The following is a 17985-nucleotide window of genomic DNA, read 5'->3' as shown; positions in this document are numbered from 1 at the left end:
CATGAAAAAATTATATACCATAGTATTAGTCTCAATGCTTTTAGTCTCTTGTGGAGGAGAACAAAAAAAGAATTCCGTAGAGAATGTTTTAGAAAGCAACAACATAGAAACCATTAGAAAAAAACGTGGAGAATTAGTTAATGAACAACAAGCCATTAACGAAAAAATAAAACTCCTCGATGAAAAAATAAAAGCTATAGATACGGTAAAACACGTACCTCTTATTACAACCTTTACAGCTAAAACTGAAAAATTCGAACACGTTTTAGAGCTACAGGGAAATGTAACCACTAAAAACCTATTAACTATAACACCAGAGTATAATGGTATTCTAACAAATGTGTATGTTAAAGAAGGTCAAAAAGTAAGCAAAGGACAATTGCTTGCTAAAATTGATGATGGTGGATTAAGCCAACAAGTTGCTCAATTACAAATACAAGCAGATTTAGCCAAAACTACATACGAGAGACAAAAACGTCTGTGGGACCAAAACATTGGTAGTGAAATTTCCTTTTTACAAGCTAAATCTAATTACGAAGCTCAGCAAGAAGCTGTAAGTCAGCTCAAACAACAAATAGCTAAAACTGCTGTTAGAGCACCATTTTCTGGCACTATAGACGATGTTATAACAGAACAAGGAAGTGTTGTGGCTGCTGGACAATCACCATTAATGCGTATAGTAAATCTCGACAACATGTATATCGAAGTTGAAGTACCAGAAAGCTACGTCTCAAATGTTGTTAAAGGCAAAAAAGTAGAAGTTAATATTCCTGTTTTAGGAAAGACTATTGACACTAAAATTCGTCAAGCTAGTGATTATATAAATCCTGCTAACCGAACCTTTAAAGCAGAAATCGAAGTGCCTAATAAGGATAAAGACATAAAACCTAATCTTACTGCTCGTTTAAAAATAAACGACTACACCAATGAAAATGCCATTTTAATTCCTCAAAGTGTTATTTCAGAAAATGCTGATGGAGAACAATATGTATATATCGTAACCGATAAAAATGCAGAAGGGATTGGTACCGTACAACGTTTAATTATTGAAACGGGAAAAACACAAGGAGATGTCATTGAAGTCTTAAAAAATCTTGAAGAAGGTGCTGAAATTGTTAAAGAAGGAGCGCGTAGCGTTAAAGACGGACAATCTGTTGAAGTAATCAACTATAAAGAAGAGAACAATGGCAAATAAGAAAAAGAAAAATACCGAAAAAGAATTTGGGTTCTCGTCATGGGCTATTAATAACAAAACCACGATGTATGTGCTTATCTCTGTCTTTTTCTACCTAGGTGTTTCTGCTTTTTTTAGCATGCCTAGAGAGAACTTCCCAGAAGTCAATGAAACAAAAATATATGTTAGCACAGTATTTCCAGGTAATACTGCCGAAGATATTGAGAAGTTAGTTACTGACCCTTTGGAAGACAAACTTAATATTGTTAGTAACAAGGTTGAAATCACATCAACATCTCAAGAGGATTACTCGATGATAATTGTTGAGTTTGATGAAAACATTACTGTAGAACAAGCAAAACAAAAAGTAAAAGACGAAATTGACAGTGAAACGGCCAGTGAAGATTGGCCAACTTTTAATGGTGCTAAAGTAGAACCAGATGTTTTTGAATTGAGTCTTTCTGAAGAAATGCCAATCCTTAACATCAATATTTCTGGAGATTATACTGTAGAAAAGCTAAAAGATTTTGCCGAGTACCTTCAAGACGAAATTGAAGATTTACAAGAAATCAAAAAAGCAGACATTAGAGGTGCTCAAGAAAAAGAGGTTGAAGTTGCTGTTGACATCTATAAAATGATGGCTGCAAAAGTGACGTTCAGTGATATTCTTGGTGCTATAAGTCAAGGGAATGTAACACAATCAGCAGGTAATTTAAAAGCTAGTGGACAGCGTCGTACCATTAGAATTATTGGAGAAATCGAATCACCTTCAGAACTCGAAAACTTTGTCGTAAAATCTGAAAACGGAAACGCAATTTATTTAAAAGATGTAGCATCTGTTTCATTTAAGGAAGAAGACAAAACTACTTTCGCTAGAAAATCTGGTGAACCTGTTGTAATGCTCGATGTAAAAAAACGTGCAGGGAAAAATATGGTTGCTGCAGCAGAGCAAATTCAAGTTATTGTACAAGATGCAATAGACAATGTGTTTCCGCAAGACTTAGAGGTGTCTATCACTAACGACCAGTCTTCTGTAACTATTGGACAAGTTGATGATTTAGTAAATAACATCATTTTTGGTGTTATATTGGTAGTTACCGTTTTAATGTTCTTCCTAGGATTTAAAAATGCCCTATTTGTTGGGTTTGCTATACCAATGTCTATGTTTATGTCACTCATGATATTGAGCTTAATTGGTTATAGCTTAAACACCATGGTGCTCTTTGGTTTAATTATGGGACTTGGAATGCTGGTGGACAACGGTATTGTAGTTGTTGAAAATGTCTATCGATTAATGGACGAAGAAGGCATGAGCCGTATCGAAGCAGCCAAGAAAGGAATTGGGGAAATTGCTTTCCCAATTATTATCTCAACTTTAACAACGGTTGCAGCCTTTGTACCTTTAGGACTTTGGCCAGGAATTATGGGAGAGTTCATGAAGATTCTACCTATAACTTTATCTATTGTACTTGGTTCTTCATTGTTTGTTGCTATATTTTTCAATTCAGTTTTAGTATCGCGCTATATGACTACTGAAGATAAGGATATGCCACTAAAGCAAATCATTAAAACCACTTCTATTGTTGCAGTAATTGGTTTACTCATCTTATTGTTTGGTGGCGCGTATAGAGGTTTAGGTACTATTATGATCTTTACAGCTCTAATGATGTGGGCTTATCGCTTATTTATCAGAAAATGGGCTAATAATTTCCAAAACAAATCTTTAGTTAAACTTGAAAATTGGTACGAACGTCAATTACGTAAAGCATTATCTAAAAGAAAACCATACGTACTAAGTATAGGAACATTTCTATTGTTAATTGCAGCGTTTATTGCGTTTGGAATTTCACTTGCTACGCAACGTACAAAAGTTGAATTTTTCCCAGACAACAAGCCAAATCAGATTATTGTATATATAGAGTATCCACAAGGCACAGCCATTGAGAAAACCAATGCTATTACTGAGCAAATAGAAAAACGTGTATTCGAGGTTATTAACCAGGACAAATACATGGATAACGGTAGAAATTTCTTGGTAGAAAGTGCTGTATCCCAAGTTGGTGAAGGCGCTGGAAATCCACAAACCGATGGTGGCTCTTCTGCCGAAATGCCTCATAAAGCTAAGATTACAGCTTCAATGCGAGAGTACAAATACCGTCGTGGAGAAGACAGCGAGCTTTTACGCCAAAAAGTGCAGGAAGCTTTAGTAGGTATTTATCCAGGTGTACTTATTTCTGTTGAAAAAAATGTTGATGGTCCACCAGCTGGAGCACCAATTAATATTGAAATTGAAGGCGATGATTATAATGAACTCATCGCAACTGCAGAAAAAATGCGCGAATTTATTAACTCTAAAAATGTGGCTGGTATAGACGAGCTTAAAATTGATGTTAATAAAGATAAGCCTACAATGCTAGTAGAAATAGATAGAGAAAAAGCTGGTGAATTAGGTGTATCTGCTAAACAAATTGGTGATCAATTACGTAACTCAATTTTTGGATCTAAAGCAGGAATTTACAAAGAAGATGGTGACGATTTTGATATCTATGTGCGTTTTAATGAAGCTAATAGATATAACACTAGTGCCTTATTTAATCAAAATATAACCTTTAGAGATAACACTGGTCAGATTAAGGAAATTCCATTATCTGCTGTTGCCAAACACAAAAACAATTCTGGTTTTAGTGCTATAAAGCATAAAGACACTAAGCGTGTGGTTACCGTTTACTCTGCACTAGCGCCAGGTTATACGGATGCAGGAGCGATTGTAACGCAGATTCAAAATGAAATGAAGAGCTATGAAGGTTTACCTGATGGTATTAAAATAGATTATACAGGACAAATTGAAGAGCAAAACAAGCAAATGGCTTTCCTTATGGGAGCATTCTTTACAGGACTTGGATTAATCTTCTTTATTCTAATATTTCAATTTAATTCGGTTTCTAAACCAACAATAATAATGCTCGCTATATTTTTGAGTTTCATTGGTGTGTTTGGTGGTATAGTATTATCTGGTAGTGCCTTTGTAATTATGATGACGATGGTTGGTATTATTTCACTTGCCGGAATTGTTGTAAACAATGGTGTGGTACTCTTGGATTATGCGCAACTCTTAATTGACCGAAAGAAAAACGAACTCGATTTAGATGAGGATGAATATCTATCCAGAGATGACCTTTTTGAAAGCATAGTAAAAGCAGGTAAAGCACGTTTAAGACCTGTAATACTAACTGCTATTACTACTATTTTAGGATTAATCCCTTTAGCTATTGGACTAAACATTAACTTCTTTACGTTAGCTTCAGAATTTGATGCCAACATATATATGGGTGGAGATAACGTTGTTTTTTGGGGACCATTAGCATGGACCGTAATCTATGGTTTATTAATAGCTACGTTCTTAACTTTAATAGTAGTACCAATTCTTTTCTATCTAAGTGTCAGGCTAAAAATGTGGATACATAAAGACAGAGTGGCAAAAGCACCAGAAGAGGTATTACCTCAAGAAGTTTTTAATATGGATAAAAGAATTGAAGAACAATTCTAAATAATATAATTGATGATATACTATCAATTTACAGTAAACCTTTTTATTGAGAATTAGTGAAGGTTTGATTAATAGTGAGAAAAGCCTCAACAATTGTTGAGGCTTTTTATATGATTATACCATAAGTTGCTTAAATTTGCACGATTAAAATTTCAATATGTATAGAAGTCATAATTGTGGTGAATTAAGAGCCACAGATAGCAATACAGAAGTTACACTTTCTGGTTGGGTACAAGGGATAAGAGATAAAGGATTTATGATATACATCGATTTACGAGATCGTTATGGTATCACGCAATTATACTTTGACGAAGAACGTACTCCAAAAGCTATTATAGAAAAAGCACAGAAGTTAGGTCGCGAGTTTGTTATACAGGTAAAAGGACAGGTTATAGAACGTGCATCAAAAAACCCAAATATTCCAACAGGAGATATAGAGGTTTTAGTTTCAGAATTAACGGTTTTAAATAAAGCCTTAGTTCCTCCTTTTACAATCGAAGACAAAACCGATGGTGGTGATGACATAAGAATGAAATATCGTTACCTAGATATTCGTCGTAATCCTGTAAAGGATAGTTTAATCTTTAGACATAAGGTAACCCAAGCAGTTAGAAATTATCTATCTAACCAAGGTTTTATAGAAGTTGAAACACCATATTTAATAAAATCGACACCAGAAGGTGCACGCGATTTTGTAGTGCCTTCTCGTATGAATGAAGGCCAATTTTATGCATTGCCGCAATCGCCTCAAACCTTTAAGCAATTGCTTATGGTTGGTGGCATGGATAAATATTTTCAGATTGTAAAATGTTTTAGGGATGAAGATTTGCGTGCAGATAGACAACCTGAGTTTACACAAATAGACTGCGAAATGGCTTTTGTTGAGCAAGAAGATATTCTAAATATTTTTGAAGGCTTAACTAGACATTTACTAAAAGAAATAAACGGTGTTGATGTAGAAAAATTCCCAAGAATGATCTACGATGATGCGATGCGATTATACGGAAATGACAAACCAGACATTAGATTTGGGATGGAATTTGGCGAACTAAATGAAGTGGCACAACACAAAGATTTTGGGGTTTTTAACAATGCCGAATTGGTTGTTGGTATTGCAGTACCTGGTGGAAATAGTTACACAAGAAAAGAAATAGACAAACTTATTGATTGGGTAAAGCGTCCGCAAGTAGGTGCTTTAGGTATGGTTTACTCGCGTTGCAATGAGGACGGCACATTTAAATCTTCGGTAGATAAGTTTTACGATCAAGACGATTTAGCAAAATGGGCAGAAGTTACAGGAGCAAAACCTGGCGATTTAGTTTGTGTATTATCTGGTGACAAAAACAAAGTAAGAGCGCAACTAAGTGCTTTACGTATGGAATTAGCAGAACGTTTAGGACTCAGAGATCCTAAAGTATTTGCACCGCTTTGGGTTATAGATTTCCCGTTATTAGAATTAGATGAAGAAACGGGTCATTACCACGCTATGCATCATCCATTTACATCTCCAAAACCTGGTCAGATAGAATTATTAGATTCTAAACCTGGTGAAGTAAAAGCTAACGCTTACGATTTAGTTTTAAACGGAAATGAAATTGGAGGAGGTTCTATTCGTATTCACGATAAAGCAACTCAAGCCATAATGTTGAAACATTTAGGTTTTTCTGATGAAGAAGCAAGAGCACAATTCGGTTTCTTAATGGATGCTTTTGAGTATGGAGCTCCACCACATGGAGGTTTAGCTTTTGGTTTAGACAGACTTGTTGCCATTTTAGGAGGCCAAGAAACCATTAGAGATTTTATTGCTTTCCCTAAAAACAATTCTGGTAGAGATGTAATGATTGATGCACCTGCACCAATTGATGATGAACAGCTTGCAGAACTAAGTTTAAAATTGAATTTAAAATCTTAAAATATTTAATCCTGCTTCTTGCAGGATTTTTTATTAGATTTAAACTATGCCAACAAAATCAAAATTCTATAAACGCTTACTCATTTGGAGATATAAATACATCTCTGAAAAAAACTTTGTGTTTTTATTGAGCTTGGTTATTGGTTTGTTAGCTGGACTTATTTCTGTTTTTGTCAAAAACATCACCTTTGCTATTGAAGCTGTTTTTGAAAAAGGCATATTACTTTCAGAAAATAGTATCTACTTTATATTGCCCATTATTGGACTTTTTCTTGTTTACCTTTTTGTAAAATATGTTTCAAAAAAGCCTAGTGGACATGCTATTCCATCAATACTGTTTTCGTTATCCAAACGAGATGGAATCATTAATAAAAAAAACATCTATTTCCCACTAATAACAGCACCTATAACTGTTGGTTTTGGTGGTTCTGTAGGACTTTTAGGACCTGCAATATTATCTGCATCTGCAGTGAGTTCTAATCTTGGACGTTTGCTTCATGTAGACCGAAAAACAAGAAGCCTATTAATCGCCTGTGCAGCTTCAGGAGCTATAGCTTCAATTTTTAAGTCACCAATTGCAGCTATAATTTTTGCGATAGAAATCTTTAGTTTAGATTTAACTTTTGCTTCTCTACTTCCGCTTTTGATTGCTTCGGTGTCTTCTGTTATAACCTCTTATTTTTTCTTAGGAGATAGCGTGCTTTTTAATTTTACAGTTTCAGAAAAGTTTGCAATAAAAGACACGTTATTCTATATTTTATTAGGTATTGGTACTGGTGTTGCCTCCATCTATTTTTCGAAAATATATTTTGGGATTACCTCCTTTTTTAATCGCTTTAAATCTGCCAAACATCGGCTTATCATTGGTGGTTTAGCCATAGGTGTGATGTTGTTTTTTATTCCTCCACTATATGGTGAAGGCTTTGGTTTTATAAACAATTTAATGCTTGGTAATGATATAGAGGCTTTAGGAAATACTCCTTTTGACGCGCATTTAGACAACATCTGGATTGTTATTGGTTTGCTTTTTGGCATTACAATATTTAAAGCTATAGCTATGACCACTACTTTTGCAGCAGGTGGAACTGGTGGAATTATCATTCCGACCTTGGTTATGGGAAGTGCTCTAGGAAATGTGGTTGCTAAAGTGATTAATAATTGTGGTTTAGGCTTTTCAGTCTCTGAAGCCAATTTCACACTAATTGGTATGGCTGGTCTTATAGCTGGTGTGCTTCATGCACCTTTAACTGCTATATTTTTAATTGCAGAAATTACAGGTGGCTATGAATTGTTTGTACCCTTAATGATAACTGCCTCAATGTCATTCATTATTAATAAGAACGGTTTAGACCACACCATTTACACCAAAGAATTATTAGAAAAAGGAGCACTTTTAACTCAAGATAAGGATAAAAGCGTCTTAACATTAATGAAACTAGATGCGGTCATTGAACAAGATTTTATTCAACTACATCCAGAAATGACTTTAGGAGAAATGCTAAGAGATGGTGTTTCTAAATCGAGTAGAAATTTATTTCCGGTAACAGATTCTGATAATATTTTTGTTGGCATTATTTTGTTAGACGATATACGAACTGTAATGTTTGATCAATCGCTTTATAATTCCACAACTGTTGAAACGTTTATGCATCAAGCTCCAGAATATATTATTTATGAAAAGGATTCGATGCAAGATGTAATGCAAAAGTTTCAAGATTCTAATGCTTGGAATCTACCTGTTATAAAGGAAAATAAATATTTCGGGTTTGTGTCTAAGTCAAAATTATTGACAGCTTACCGTAAAGAATTAATTAATTTTACAACATGAAACTCTTAAAATCTATCACTCTAATTGCATTTATAGGCTCATTTGCTAGTATATTATGTGGTTACATATTAGATGTTGCCTATTCTCAAAAGCTCATTGGTTTTGGTGTTGTTGGGTTGTTTTTAGTTGTATTTCCTCTATTTTCTTATTACAGATGGAAGGGTAAAGACGTAAAAGATTACATGCTCACTAAAGAAAATCTGGATAAAATGAGAGAAAACCAGAAGGAAAACAAGCTCTAATAAGTTTATAACCTAGAGATTAAAGCCTTTATTGACAGGGCTTACTAGCGTTTTCGCAACACCAATTTAACTCATTAGTTTTCAATATTTTAAAATAAAACGATAATTTAACAATGGCGTTAATTTATATTATATCTTTGCACTTTAATTTTTATTTATTTTATAATGACTGGAACAGTTAAATTTTTTAATGATTCAAAAGGATTTGGATTCATTACCAACGAAGAAACAGGAAAAGACATCTTTGTACACGTATCAAACCTTAACGGTGTTGAATTGCGCGAAGGTGACCAAGTAGAGTACACAGAAGAAGAAGGAAGAAAAGGCATGGTAGCTGCAAACGTGCAGGTATTATAAGTATATATCTTACAAGTTTCAACGCTCAACCTTTGGTTGGGCGTTTTTTTTGCTTTCTATTTAAATTCTATAGGTAATTCGCTTTTCATAATCTTAGCTATATAATAAGGCTGTGTCATAACACTTGTTGCCATGCCATCTGGTGATTTGCGAATAATTTCAACTAATATTTTTTCTGAATCAGGTTTAATATCCAACTCTAAACTATGGCCTCCAGAAGTTTTAACCTCATCAAAAACAGCAATAACGGTAAACTTTGAAAAGTCAATTTTAGTTTCTGAAAACCCATTAGTAACATTGTTTACCGAATTCATTTTAGCCATTACATTATTCCAATCTTCTGTATTGTTAATTACCATGTTTTGCTTTTCAAAACCTTCATCACCAGAGCCGTACAAATTGCCTTTACCAATTAAAACAATAGCTTCATTTTGCATTTTTTCTTGATTTTGAGTTGATTTACAATTTAATGCAAACAGCAAGATGAATATGGAGAACGTCTTATGTATCATTTTTATAGATTTTAGTTCAAATTACGCTTCTCAATAAAAAAGCGTTTTAATAATGCCGAAGCCTCCTCTGCTAAAATTCCGCTTACCACTTCCGTTTTTGGGTGCAACGTAGTTCCAAGTGTTTTAAAACCTCTTTGCGTATCTGAAGCTCCATAAACAATCTTAGAAATTTGACTCCAATACAAAGCACCTGCACACATTTGGCAAGGTTCTAAGGTAACATAGAGCGTGCAATTGGTTAAGTACTTTCCGCCTAAAAAATTTGCAGCAGAAGTAATAGCTTGCATCTCAGCGTGTGCCGTAACATCGTTTAATAATTCTGTAAGATTATGCGTTCTGGCAATAACCCTATCTTCAATAACAATAACAGCACCTACAGGTATTTCACCTTTTTCAAAAGCTACCTCAGCCTCCTGAAGTGCTTTTTTCATAAAATAAGTATCGTCAAACGGATTTATCATTGTTGTAAAAATACGATTCTATTTGAATTAAAAATAAAATTGCAAATGGTACATTTGTAGATGTAATGGATAATTTACTAAAACATATAAATCTACCTAAAGATCTACGTCTATTAAAGACAGTTGATCTACCTATTGTAGCAAAAGAACTGCGTGATTTTATCATCAATATCGTTGCTACAAAAGAAGGGCATTTAGGTGCTAGCCTTGGAGTTGTTGAATTAACCATTGCATTACACTATGTATTTAATACACCTGAAGATTTATTAATTTGGGATGTTGGCCACCAAGCCTATGGCCATAAAATACTTACTGGTAGAAAAGACATTTTTGACACCAATAGACAACTTAATGGTATAAGCGGATTTCCAAAACGTAGTGAAAGTGAATATGATGCTTTTGGAGTTGGACATTCTTCAACTTCAATTTCGGCTGCTTTGGGTATGGCAATTGCCTCGCAACTTAAAGGCGAAGACAAACACCATATTGCCGTAATTGGTGATGCTTCTATTGCCAGCGGAATGGCTTTTGAAGGTTTAAATCATGCAGGAGTTACGGATGCAAATTTATTAGTTATCTTGAACGATAATGCCATTGGGATTGACCCAAGTGTTGGAGCTTTAAAGCAATATTTAACAAACGTTAAAAAAGGGACTGAGAAACAAGACAATATTTTTGAAGCCTTAAATTTTGATTATTCAGGTCCTATAGATGGTCATGATTTACCATTGTTGATATCCGAATTAGAGCGATTAAAAACCGTAAAAGGCCCAAAATTTTTACACGTTATCACCACTAAAGGCAAAGGTTTAAAACAAGCCGAACTCGACCAAGTAAAATACCATGCACCTGGAAAATTCAATGCCAATACAGGAGAGTTAATAACCAAATCTCGTTTTAGCGAGCAGCCTCCTAAATATCAAGATGTTTTTGGTGAAACTATTGTAGAACTTGCCTTAAAAAACGAAAAAATCATTGGAATTACACCTGCTATGCCTACAGGTAGTTCTTTAAAATATATGATGGAAACAATTCCAAATCGAGCAATTGATGTTGGTATTGCAGAGCAACATGCTGTTACTTTGGCTGCTGGAATGGCAACTCAAGGTCTTATTCCGTTTTGTAATATTTATTCAACATTTTTACAGCGTGCTTATGATCAAGTTATCCACGATGTCGCTTTACAAAAACTTCCAGTTATTTTTTGCTTGGATAGAGCTGGTTTAGTAGGTGAAGATGGTGCTACGCATCACGGAGTTTTTGATTTGGCTTACCTCAACTGTATTCCTAATTTGGTGATTTTTGCACCTAGAGACGCTATAGCACTACGAAATATAATGTACACAGCTCAATTAGGAATTGATTTTCCTTTGGCTATACGCTATCCAAGAGGTAGAGGTCATATTCTAGATTGGAAAAAGCCTTTTGAAACTATTGAAATTGGTAAAGGTGTTTGTTTAAAGAAAGGAGAAAAAATTGCAATTCTGTCTATTGGCACTATGTCAAAAACTGTAGAAGGTGCCATAGCAACTATGGATAATGAAAGCGATATAGGGCATTATGATATGCAATTTGTAAAACCACTTGACACCAATTTATTACATGAAATATTCGGGCATTATGATGCTATTGTCACCATAGAAGATGGCACTATTTTAGGCGGATTTGGTAGTTCCGTTTTAGCATTTGCAAACTCCAACAATTACAAGCATAAAATCATTACACTTGGTTTTGAAGATGAGTTTATTGATCATGGTAGTACAGAGCAATTAATGCAACTTTATCAATTGGATGCTTTATCAGTAAAAAAGACAATTGACAACTTACTCTTCAGTATCAACAACGGCTAAATCGGTTTCGCTTTCAATCTGCTCTACTTGAGCCGTGTCCTGTACTGGTGGTTTTTCCTGAGTGTTCGAAATATCGTCAATCATTAATAGGCAAGTCAATACAACCATAAAAATGACTAGGCCTCCTAGTATATTATTTCTCATAAGTAGGTTTTTTGGGCTGATTATGAGATAAATAAAGAACTTATATCGTTAAAAAACAAATTTATTCGATGAAATGCATATCTATAAAATATTACCTTTAAGCTTTTTGTGTAATAGCATTGCATTGGTATCAGACAATTTTGATATATATAAGCAGATTGCTAAAAGGTTTTTATATAATGAATCCTTTGTCATGGTAACAGATTCGGGTAGGCTATTCATCAATAATTTATCATAATTAGACATATTATCATTAAAATAATTATAGGCTAATCTTCCAAAAGCATTTAGCAACTGGTTCAAAATCTCATAACCAGAAATCTCTTTATTTATAACTTCTTTAGAGCGGTAAACATTTTTAACACTCAGCGAAATAATATCTTTTATCTGTGCTTTGTATTGGCTTACATCTAAGAGGGCTGTTTCAAAATTGCCAGCTAAAATTGCTTCTTCATTTTTAATAAAGATGGATACTGCCTCATCTATTAATGTATTAATAGCTAAGGCTCTTAAATAACTAACGCGATCCTCTGTTGTTTGTAATGCATTATAATTTTTGGTTATAATTTTGTCTCTAACCAAATTAATTAAATACTCTAAAGCATACTCCTCTTCAATAAGGCCCAAATTAATGCCATCTTCAAAATCTATTATAGTATAGCAAATATCGTCAGCCGCTTCAACTAAATATGCTAAAGGATGCCTTTGAAAACTACAATGGTCATTACTTCTGCTCAACAAACCAAGTTCTGACGCTACATCTTGAAACATTGCTTTTTCACTCTGAAAAAAACCATATTTTTTATCTGCAATATGTTGGGTTGGTTTTTTTGGTAATGATTCTTTAGGATACTTCATAAAAGCTCCTAGAGTTGCAAAACTTAATCTTAAGCCACCTTCTCTTCCTGCTCTACTCTCCGTTAAAATTTTAAAACCATTAGCATTTCCTTCAAAATCACATAAATCTTGATACTCATTATCCGTTAAGTGCTTTTTATAGTCCGCTCCTTTACCATCTATAAAATAAGCACCAATAGCTTTTTCACCAGAATGCCCAAAAGGAGGATTACCAATATCATGTGCTAAAGCTGCAGCAGCTACAATAGCTCCAAAATCATTCATTTTGTAACCGTGAACATTTTCGAGATGTGGATGCTTTTTAAGAAGTAACTGCCCTACTTTTCGTCCTAAAGACCTGCCCACAACACTTACTTCTAAACTATGTGTTAAACGCGTGTGTACAAAATCGGTTTTAGATAAAGGCACAACCTGAGTTTTATCTTGAAGTCCTCTAAACTCAGAAGAAAAAATAATACGATCATAATCTACTTCAAAACCCAAACGAGTTTCGTCCTGTTCTTTACGTAGTCTTTTGTTTGTGTCCCCAAAACGCTTTAAGGATAGCAATTGTTCCCAATTCATAATCTAAAAATATTAGCAGCTGCAAGATATAGAATTTGCTATAGAATTGATTATAAAAACTATGCCTGTTACAATAACTTTTCAATGTTAACGAATTGTTTCCTTAACATAAACTCCCTTAATACTGAGCTAACATTATACTAACCTTTTCATTACGAATCTTTAATTTTTGATTAACCTATAAAAAGGTTTATCAATGTTTCTTTGCAGCACAATACAAATAAACAAACTGTATATTAAAATTTAACTCAATGAAAAAATTACTTTTAATCGCGTTAGTAGCTTCTACACTAGTATTTACTGGCTGTTTCAAAGATGATGATACTCCTATAGTAATCGAAGAAACTACAATAATTGTTAATGACCCAGGAAACGGAAATCCTACAGATTGCCCTGTAATTGCAAAAACAGGTCAGTTAGCTGGAGACGAAACTTGGACGGCTGATAACATTTATCAATTAAATCAAAAAGTTGTTATACCAGCTGGTGTAACTTTGACTATTAACCCAGGAACAATTGTAAAAGGTTCGCCTGGTACTGGTTCGTTAGCTTCTGCTTTAATTGTTGCAAGAGGTGGCATACTTAATGCTCAAGGTACCGCAGACCAACCAATTATATTTACATCAACTCAAGATAATATTAACTGTGGTGAAACTGCAGGTACTAACTTAGATGAAAACGACAGAGGTCTTTGGGGAGGTTTACTAGTTTTAGGTAACGCACCATGTTCTTTCTCTGGTGATATTACTGAATCTCAAATAGAGGGAATTCCTGCTGCTGATACTTTCGGTTTATATGGCGGTACTGATCCTGCTGATAGCTCTGGTAACATGCAATATATTTCTATCCGTCATGGAGGTGCTTTAATTGGTGAAGGAAACGAAATTAACGGATTAACACTTGGTGGTGTAGGTTCTGGTACTACTATTAATAATATAGAAGTTATTGGTAATGTAGATGATGGTGTTGAATTCTTTGGTGGAACTGTTAACGCTAGTAACTTATTAGTATGGGCTCAAGGTGATGATGCTATTGATATTGACCAAGCTTATTCAGGTACTATTGATAATGCTGTGGTAGTATTAGGAGATATCTCTGACCATGCTTTTGAAATTGATGGTCCAGAAGGTTCTGCTGTTGGTTCTTTTACATTACAAAATGTTACAATAATGGGTAACGCTACAACTTCAAATGGTGAGTATGCTGACTACAGAAGTAGAGCCAGAGGAACAACTAGAAATATCTACGCTGTTGGTTTCCCAGCTGGTAAAGATGTAGAGTTAGACAACAATGGTGTAGCTCAAAACTTCTTAGATGGTTTAATCACTTTTGAGAACTGGCAAATCGTTGGATTTGATCATTCTATATTCGTTGAAAAAGTTGGATGCGCTCAAAATTGTGATGACGACGACGAAGGCAACGATATAGATGAAGATGAAATCATCTTAAGCCCAACTTTTACTGAAAGAGCTGCTAACTGGGCAACTCAAGTAACAGAAGGTTCTCAAACAGTTGGAGCTACAACTTCAAACTTTAGCTGGACGTATGCAAATACTGCTGGCGGATTAGGTTTCTAAAAATTCACTTAAATATCTCAACCCATCATTTACTAGGTAAGTGATGGGTTACATTAAATTATATATGAAAAACATACAAAAAGCTTTAGTTTTTGTTTTCTTTCTAGCAACATATTTTTCCTTTGCGCAAGGTAAAGTGGTAGGTACTGTTATTGATGGAGAGTTTAATGAGCCATTGCCTTTTGCTAATATCCTTGTAAAAGGTACTGCAAAAGGTGTAAGTTCTGACTTTGATGGAAAATATGAGCTTGAACTAGAGGAAGGCACGTATACATTAGTTTTCTCGTTTGTTGGTTATGAAACTAAAGAAGTGACAGAAGTTGTTATAAAATCTGGAGAAGTTGTTACTTTGGATGTCGTTTTACAAACCAACTCATTAGATACGGTTGTAATTACAACAACCACTAAAAGAGATACAGAAAATGCTGTACTAAATATTCAGAAAAAATCTGTAGTTGTATTAGATGGTCTTTCTGCGCAAGCTATAAAAAGTACTGGTGCCAGTAACGTAGCTACTGCTGTAAAAAGTGTTCCTGGTGTTTCTATTCAAGGAGGAAAATATGTTTTCGTTCGTGGCTTAGGTGATAGGTATACAAAATCCATATTAAATGGTGTTGATATTCCTGGGCTAGATCCAGATAGAAATACAATTCAAATGGATTTATTTCCTACCAACATAATAGATAACGTAATTGTCTTAAAAACTGGTGCTGCTGAATTTCCTGCTGATTTTACGGGTGGTTTAGTAGATGTTGTAACCAAAGATTTTCCAAGCAGAGCGGAATATGCTATCTCTCTTGGATCAGGTTATAATCCTGATATGCACTTTAACGATAATTACTTAACCTCTGAAGGTAGTGATACTGATTTTTTTGGCTATGATGATGGTACAAGAGATTTACCTATTAATCGTTACCAACAAATTCCTGGTACTTTTGATAACAAACTATTATTAACATCACTTACCAGTAGATTTCAAAAGGAGTTAAGAGCTAAGCAAGAGCAAAGTGGAATGAACTTTGATTTTGGATTTACTCTAGGAAATCAGTATGACATAGGTGAAAATGACAAGTTAGGTTACCAAGCTTCATTCTCTTACAAAAATGAAACTACGTTTTATGAAAAAAGACAAGATGGTGCTTTTGTGAAAAATTTTGATGACTCTTCTGTAAATAGCTTAAACTTAGTACAGTCTTCTAATGGACAAGAAGGTATTAATAACGTTATACTAAACGGAATGTTAGGCTTAACCTACAAGACTGATATGTCTAAGTTTAAAGTCAACTTATTACACATACAAAACGGTGAATCAACAGCAGGATTTTTTGGCCAACAACGATCACAGACTGGTGTTGGTGGAGGTTTAGAACCATTAGTAAAGCACGCTATAACTTATACAGAGCGTTCAATTACTAATTTACTATTATCTGGTAAACATAGGTTAACAAATGATGAAAATGCCATGAATTTAGAGTGGAAATTATCTCCTACTTTCTCTAAGGTTATGGACAAGAATCATAGAATTACACCAATGCAACAAGCTGATAATGGAGATTTCTTTATTAGTCCATCTGCATCAACATATCCAATTCAATTATGGAGAAACTTAATTGAAGAAAACTGGTCTGGTAAAGTAGATTTAGACAAATCTGTAGAAATGTTTAACAGACCTGCAAAGCTTAAATTTGGTGGTGCTTATACATACAAGTTTAGAGATTTTAGTATTGATGACTACACCTTTAACATTCAAGGTGACGACTCTTATATTGCTAATGGAGACCCAGACAACTTGTTAGATTCTCAAAACATTTGGAATCCTGATTCTGATACAGGTACTCATTTAGTATTTGGAGATCAGTTTAACCCTATTGATGCTTACGAAGGTGAGCACCATATTGCAGCCACATATTTCTCAGCAGAATTTAATGTTACTGAAAAATTAAATACAGTTTTAGGGATAAGATCGGAGTTTTTTAACTCATTTTATACAGGACAGGATAACGAAACTGTTTTAGAAAGAGAGTTAATACTAGATGAGTTCGATTTATTTCCATCGGCTAACTTAATCTATGCGTTAAATGACAACTCTAACCTTAGAGCATCTTATTTTCGCTCTACTGCTAGACCTTCTTTTAAGGAGTCTTCTTTATCTAGAATTTTTGACCCAATTACCAGTAGATTATTCATAGGTAATATAAACTTAGTACCAACGTATGTTAACAACTTTGATTTAAGGTACGAGTACTTTGGTGAAAATGGGCAGATGTTCTCTGTTAGTGGTTTCTACAAGAGTTTTACAGACCCTATTGAGCAGTCATTTTACATACAAGCACCAACTCAAGTAACCTTAGGCAACTTAGGTGATGCAAAAGTTTACGGAGCTGAATTTGAATTAAGACAACGTTTAGGGTTTATATCTGAAGGTTTAGACAACTTAAAAGTTGTAGCTAATGTTACGGTTACTAAATCTGAATTAACAATGTCTGATGAAGAGTATGAAAGTCGTCAATTAGCTGCAAGAGATGGAGAAAGCATTGACCGCGAAAGAGATTTACAAGGTCAGGCTCCTTTTGTAATCAATGCTGGTTTAGATTATAGCAATTCAGATATAGGATTACAAACAGCTCTATTTTATAATATACAAGGGGCTACTTTAGAAGTTGTAGGTATAGGGTTAGTTCCTGATGTTTACACACAACCTTTTAATAGTTTAAATTTTACAATCAATAAATCTTTTGGTGAAAACAAAAGATCTTCAGTAGATTTAAAGGTGACTAACATATTGGGTGACGAAAGGTTAAGCGAATTCGAATCTTATAAAGCGAGTAACGAAATCTATTCTCTAAGAGATCCAGGCACAGAAATTTCTTTAGGTTATACGTTTAAATTCTAAGGAAAAATACACAGTTAGTTTAAAAACAAAAAAGGCTTTCTATATTCTAGAAAGCCTTTTTAATTT

General features: G+C 34.2%; 13 protein-coding genes. 9 read left to right on the top strand and 4 right to left on the bottom strand.

Annotated elements, in window-relative coordinates; all coding sequences use genetic code 11:
* Window position 1 precedes the first annotated feature (1 nt).
* The 6 genes from ACFFGA_RS04185 (at window position 2) to ACFFGA_RS04160 (ending at window position 9060) form a co-directional block, all read left to right on the top strand.
* Window positions 2-1195: an efflux RND transporter periplasmic adaptor subunit gene (locus ACFFGA_RS04185; protein ID WP_386060081.1), complete on the top strand. Its 1194-nt coding sequence runs from the start codon at window positions 2-4 to the stop codon at window positions 1193-1195.
* On the top strand, window positions 1185-4721 hold the full coding sequence (locus tag ACFFGA_RS04180; RefSeq protein ID WP_386060078.1) for an efflux RND transporter permease subunit: 3537 nt from the start codon (window positions 1185-1187) through the stop codon (window positions 4719-4721). Before ACFFGA_RS04185 ends, ACFFGA_RS04180 begins: the two co-directional genes overlap by 11 nt.
* 157 nt (window positions 4722-4878) lie before the next feature.
* A complete protein-coding gene (gene aspS, locus ACFFGA_RS04175) occupies window positions 4879-6633 on the top strand; it encodes an aspartate--tRNA ligase (RefSeq protein ID WP_386060075.1) in 1755 nt (584 codons plus the stop codon).
* Between the two features lie 46 nt (window positions 6634-6679).
* Window positions 6680-8461 carry a chloride channel protein gene (locus ACFFGA_RS04170; RefSeq protein WP_386060073.1) on the top strand — a complete coding sequence of 594 codons (1782 nt, stop codon included), beginning with the start codon at window positions 6680-6682 and terminating at the stop codon, window positions 8459-8461.
* Window positions 8458-8703 (top strand): hypothetical protein, encoded by a 246-nt coding sequence (locus ACFFGA_RS04165; RefSeq protein ID WP_386060071.1) that lies wholly within the window; start codon window positions 8458-8460, stop codon window positions 8701-8703. The genes ACFFGA_RS04170 and ACFFGA_RS04165 overlap by 4 nt, the downstream gene beginning before the upstream one ends.
* Before the next feature lie 165 nt (window positions 8704-8868).
* Window positions 8869-9060, top strand: coding sequence for a cold-shock protein (locus tag ACFFGA_RS04160; protein WP_155088814.1), 192 nt, complete (start codon window positions 8869-8871; stop codon window positions 9058-9060).
* A gap of 56 nt (window positions 9061-9116) precedes the next feature.
* On the opposite strand, the gene ACFFGA_RS04155 is transcribed toward ACFFGA_RS04160, so the two are convergent.
* Complete coding sequence (locus tag ACFFGA_RS04155) at window positions 9117-9572, bottom strand: protease complex subunit PrcB family protein (RefSeq protein ID WP_386060068.1); 456 nt, start codon at window positions 9570-9572, stop codon at window positions 9117-9119.
* Window positions 9573-9583: 11 nt separating this feature from the next.
* A complete protein-coding gene (locus tag ACFFGA_RS04150) occupies window positions 9584-10033 on the bottom strand; it encodes a nucleoside deaminase (RefSeq protein ID WP_386060065.1) in 450 nt (149 codons plus the stop codon).
* Window positions 10034-10098: 65 nt separating this feature from the next.
* Here ACFFGA_RS04150 and ACFFGA_RS04145 point away from each other — a divergent pair, with 65 nt between their 5' ends.
* The gene (locus tag ACFFGA_RS04145; protein ID WP_386060062.1) at window positions 10099-11883 is read left to right on the top strand and encodes a 1-deoxy-D-xylulose-5-phosphate synthase; all 1785 of its coding nucleotides are present in this window, start codon (window positions 10099-10101) and stop codon (window positions 11881-11883) included.
* Here ACFFGA_RS04145 and ACFFGA_RS04140 read toward each other — a convergent pair.
* A complete protein-coding gene (locus tag ACFFGA_RS04140) occupies window positions 11857-12027 on the bottom strand; it encodes a hypothetical protein (protein ID WP_386060059.1) in 171 nt (56 codons plus the stop codon). The genes ACFFGA_RS04145 and ACFFGA_RS04140 overlap by 27 nt on opposite strands.
* Before the next feature lie 81 nt (window positions 12028-12108).
* Window positions 12109-13449, bottom strand: a complete 1341-nt coding sequence (locus ACFFGA_RS04135; RefSeq protein ID WP_386060057.1) for a deoxyguanosinetriphosphate triphosphohydrolase — start codon at window positions 13447-13449, stop codon at window positions 12109-12111.
* 251 nt (window positions 13450-13700) lie between these two features.
* On the opposite strand from ACFFGA_RS04135, the gene ACFFGA_RS04130 reads away from it, so the two are divergent.
* Together ACFFGA_RS04130 and ACFFGA_RS04125 are read left to right on the top strand one after the other, a co-directional pair.
* Window positions 13701-15026, top strand: a complete 1326-nt coding sequence (locus ACFFGA_RS04130) for a beta-helix domain-containing protein (RefSeq protein WP_386060054.1) — start codon at window positions 13701-13703, stop codon at window positions 15024-15026.
* Window positions 15027-15090: 64 nt separating this feature from the next.
* Complete coding sequence (locus ACFFGA_RS04125) at window positions 15091-17919, top strand: TonB-dependent receptor (RefSeq protein ID WP_386060051.1); 2829 nt, start codon at window positions 15091-15093, stop codon at window positions 17917-17919.
* The last annotated feature ends 66 nt before the right edge of the window (window positions 17920-17985 follow it).

This window comes from Winogradskyella pulchriflava, from assembly GCF_042434315.1.
GTDB lineage: Bacteria > Bacteroidota > Bacteroidia > Flavobacteriales > Flavobacteriaceae > Winogradskyella > Winogradskyella pulchriflava.
The sequence above is the reverse complement of the archived record's forward strand: the minus strand, read 5'-3'. Positions and strand labels throughout refer to the sequence as shown.

Bases quoted from the DNA above. Each gene is read 5' to 3' on its own strand.
- ACFFGA_RS04185 (WP_386060081.1), top strand. From the start codon at position 2: ATGAAAAAATTATATACCATAGTATTAGTCTCAATGCTTTTAGTCTCT.
- ACFFGA_RS04180 (WP_386060078.1), top strand. From the start codon at position 1,185: ATGGCAAATAAGAAAAAGAAAAATACCGAAAAAGAATTTGGGTTCTCG.
- aspS (WP_386060075.1), top strand. From the start codon at position 4,879: ATGTATAGAAGTCATAATTGTGGTGAATTAAGAGCCACAGATAGCAAT.
- ACFFGA_RS04170 (WP_386060073.1), top strand. From the start codon at position 6,680: ATGCCAACAAAATCAAAATTCTATAAACGCTTACTCATTTGGAGATAT.
- ACFFGA_RS04165 (WP_386060071.1), top strand. From the start codon at position 8,458: ATGAAACTCTTAAAATCTATCACTCTAATTGCATTTATAGGCTCATTT.
- ACFFGA_RS04160 (WP_155088814.1), top strand. From the start codon at position 8,869: ATGACTGGAACAGTTAAATTTTTTAATGATTCAAAAGGATTTGGATTC.
- ACFFGA_RS04155 (WP_386060068.1), bottom strand. From the start codon at position 9,572: ATGATACATAAGACGTTCTCCATATTCATCTTGCTGTTTGCATTAAAT.
- ACFFGA_RS04150 (WP_386060065.1), bottom strand. From the start codon at position 10,033: ATGATAAATCCGTTTGACGATACTTATTTTATGAAAAAAGCACTTCAG.
- ACFFGA_RS04145 (WP_386060062.1), top strand. From the start codon at position 10,099: ATGGATAATTTACTAAAACATATAAATCTACCTAAAGATCTACGTCTA.
- ACFFGA_RS04140 (WP_386060059.1), bottom strand. From the start codon at position 12,027: ATGAGAAATAATATACTAGGAGGCCTAGTCATTTTTATGGTTGTATTG.
- ACFFGA_RS04135 (WP_386060057.1), bottom strand. From the start codon at position 13,449: ATGAATTGGGAACAATTGCTATCCTTAAAGCGTTTTGGGGACACAAAC.
- ACFFGA_RS04130 (WP_386060054.1), top strand. From the start codon at position 13,701: ATGAAAAAATTACTTTTAATCGCGTTAGTAGCTTCTACACTAGTATTT.
- ACFFGA_RS04125 (WP_386060051.1), top strand. From the start codon at position 15,091: ATGAAAAACATACAAAAAGCTTTAGTTTTTGTTTTCTTTCTAGCAACA.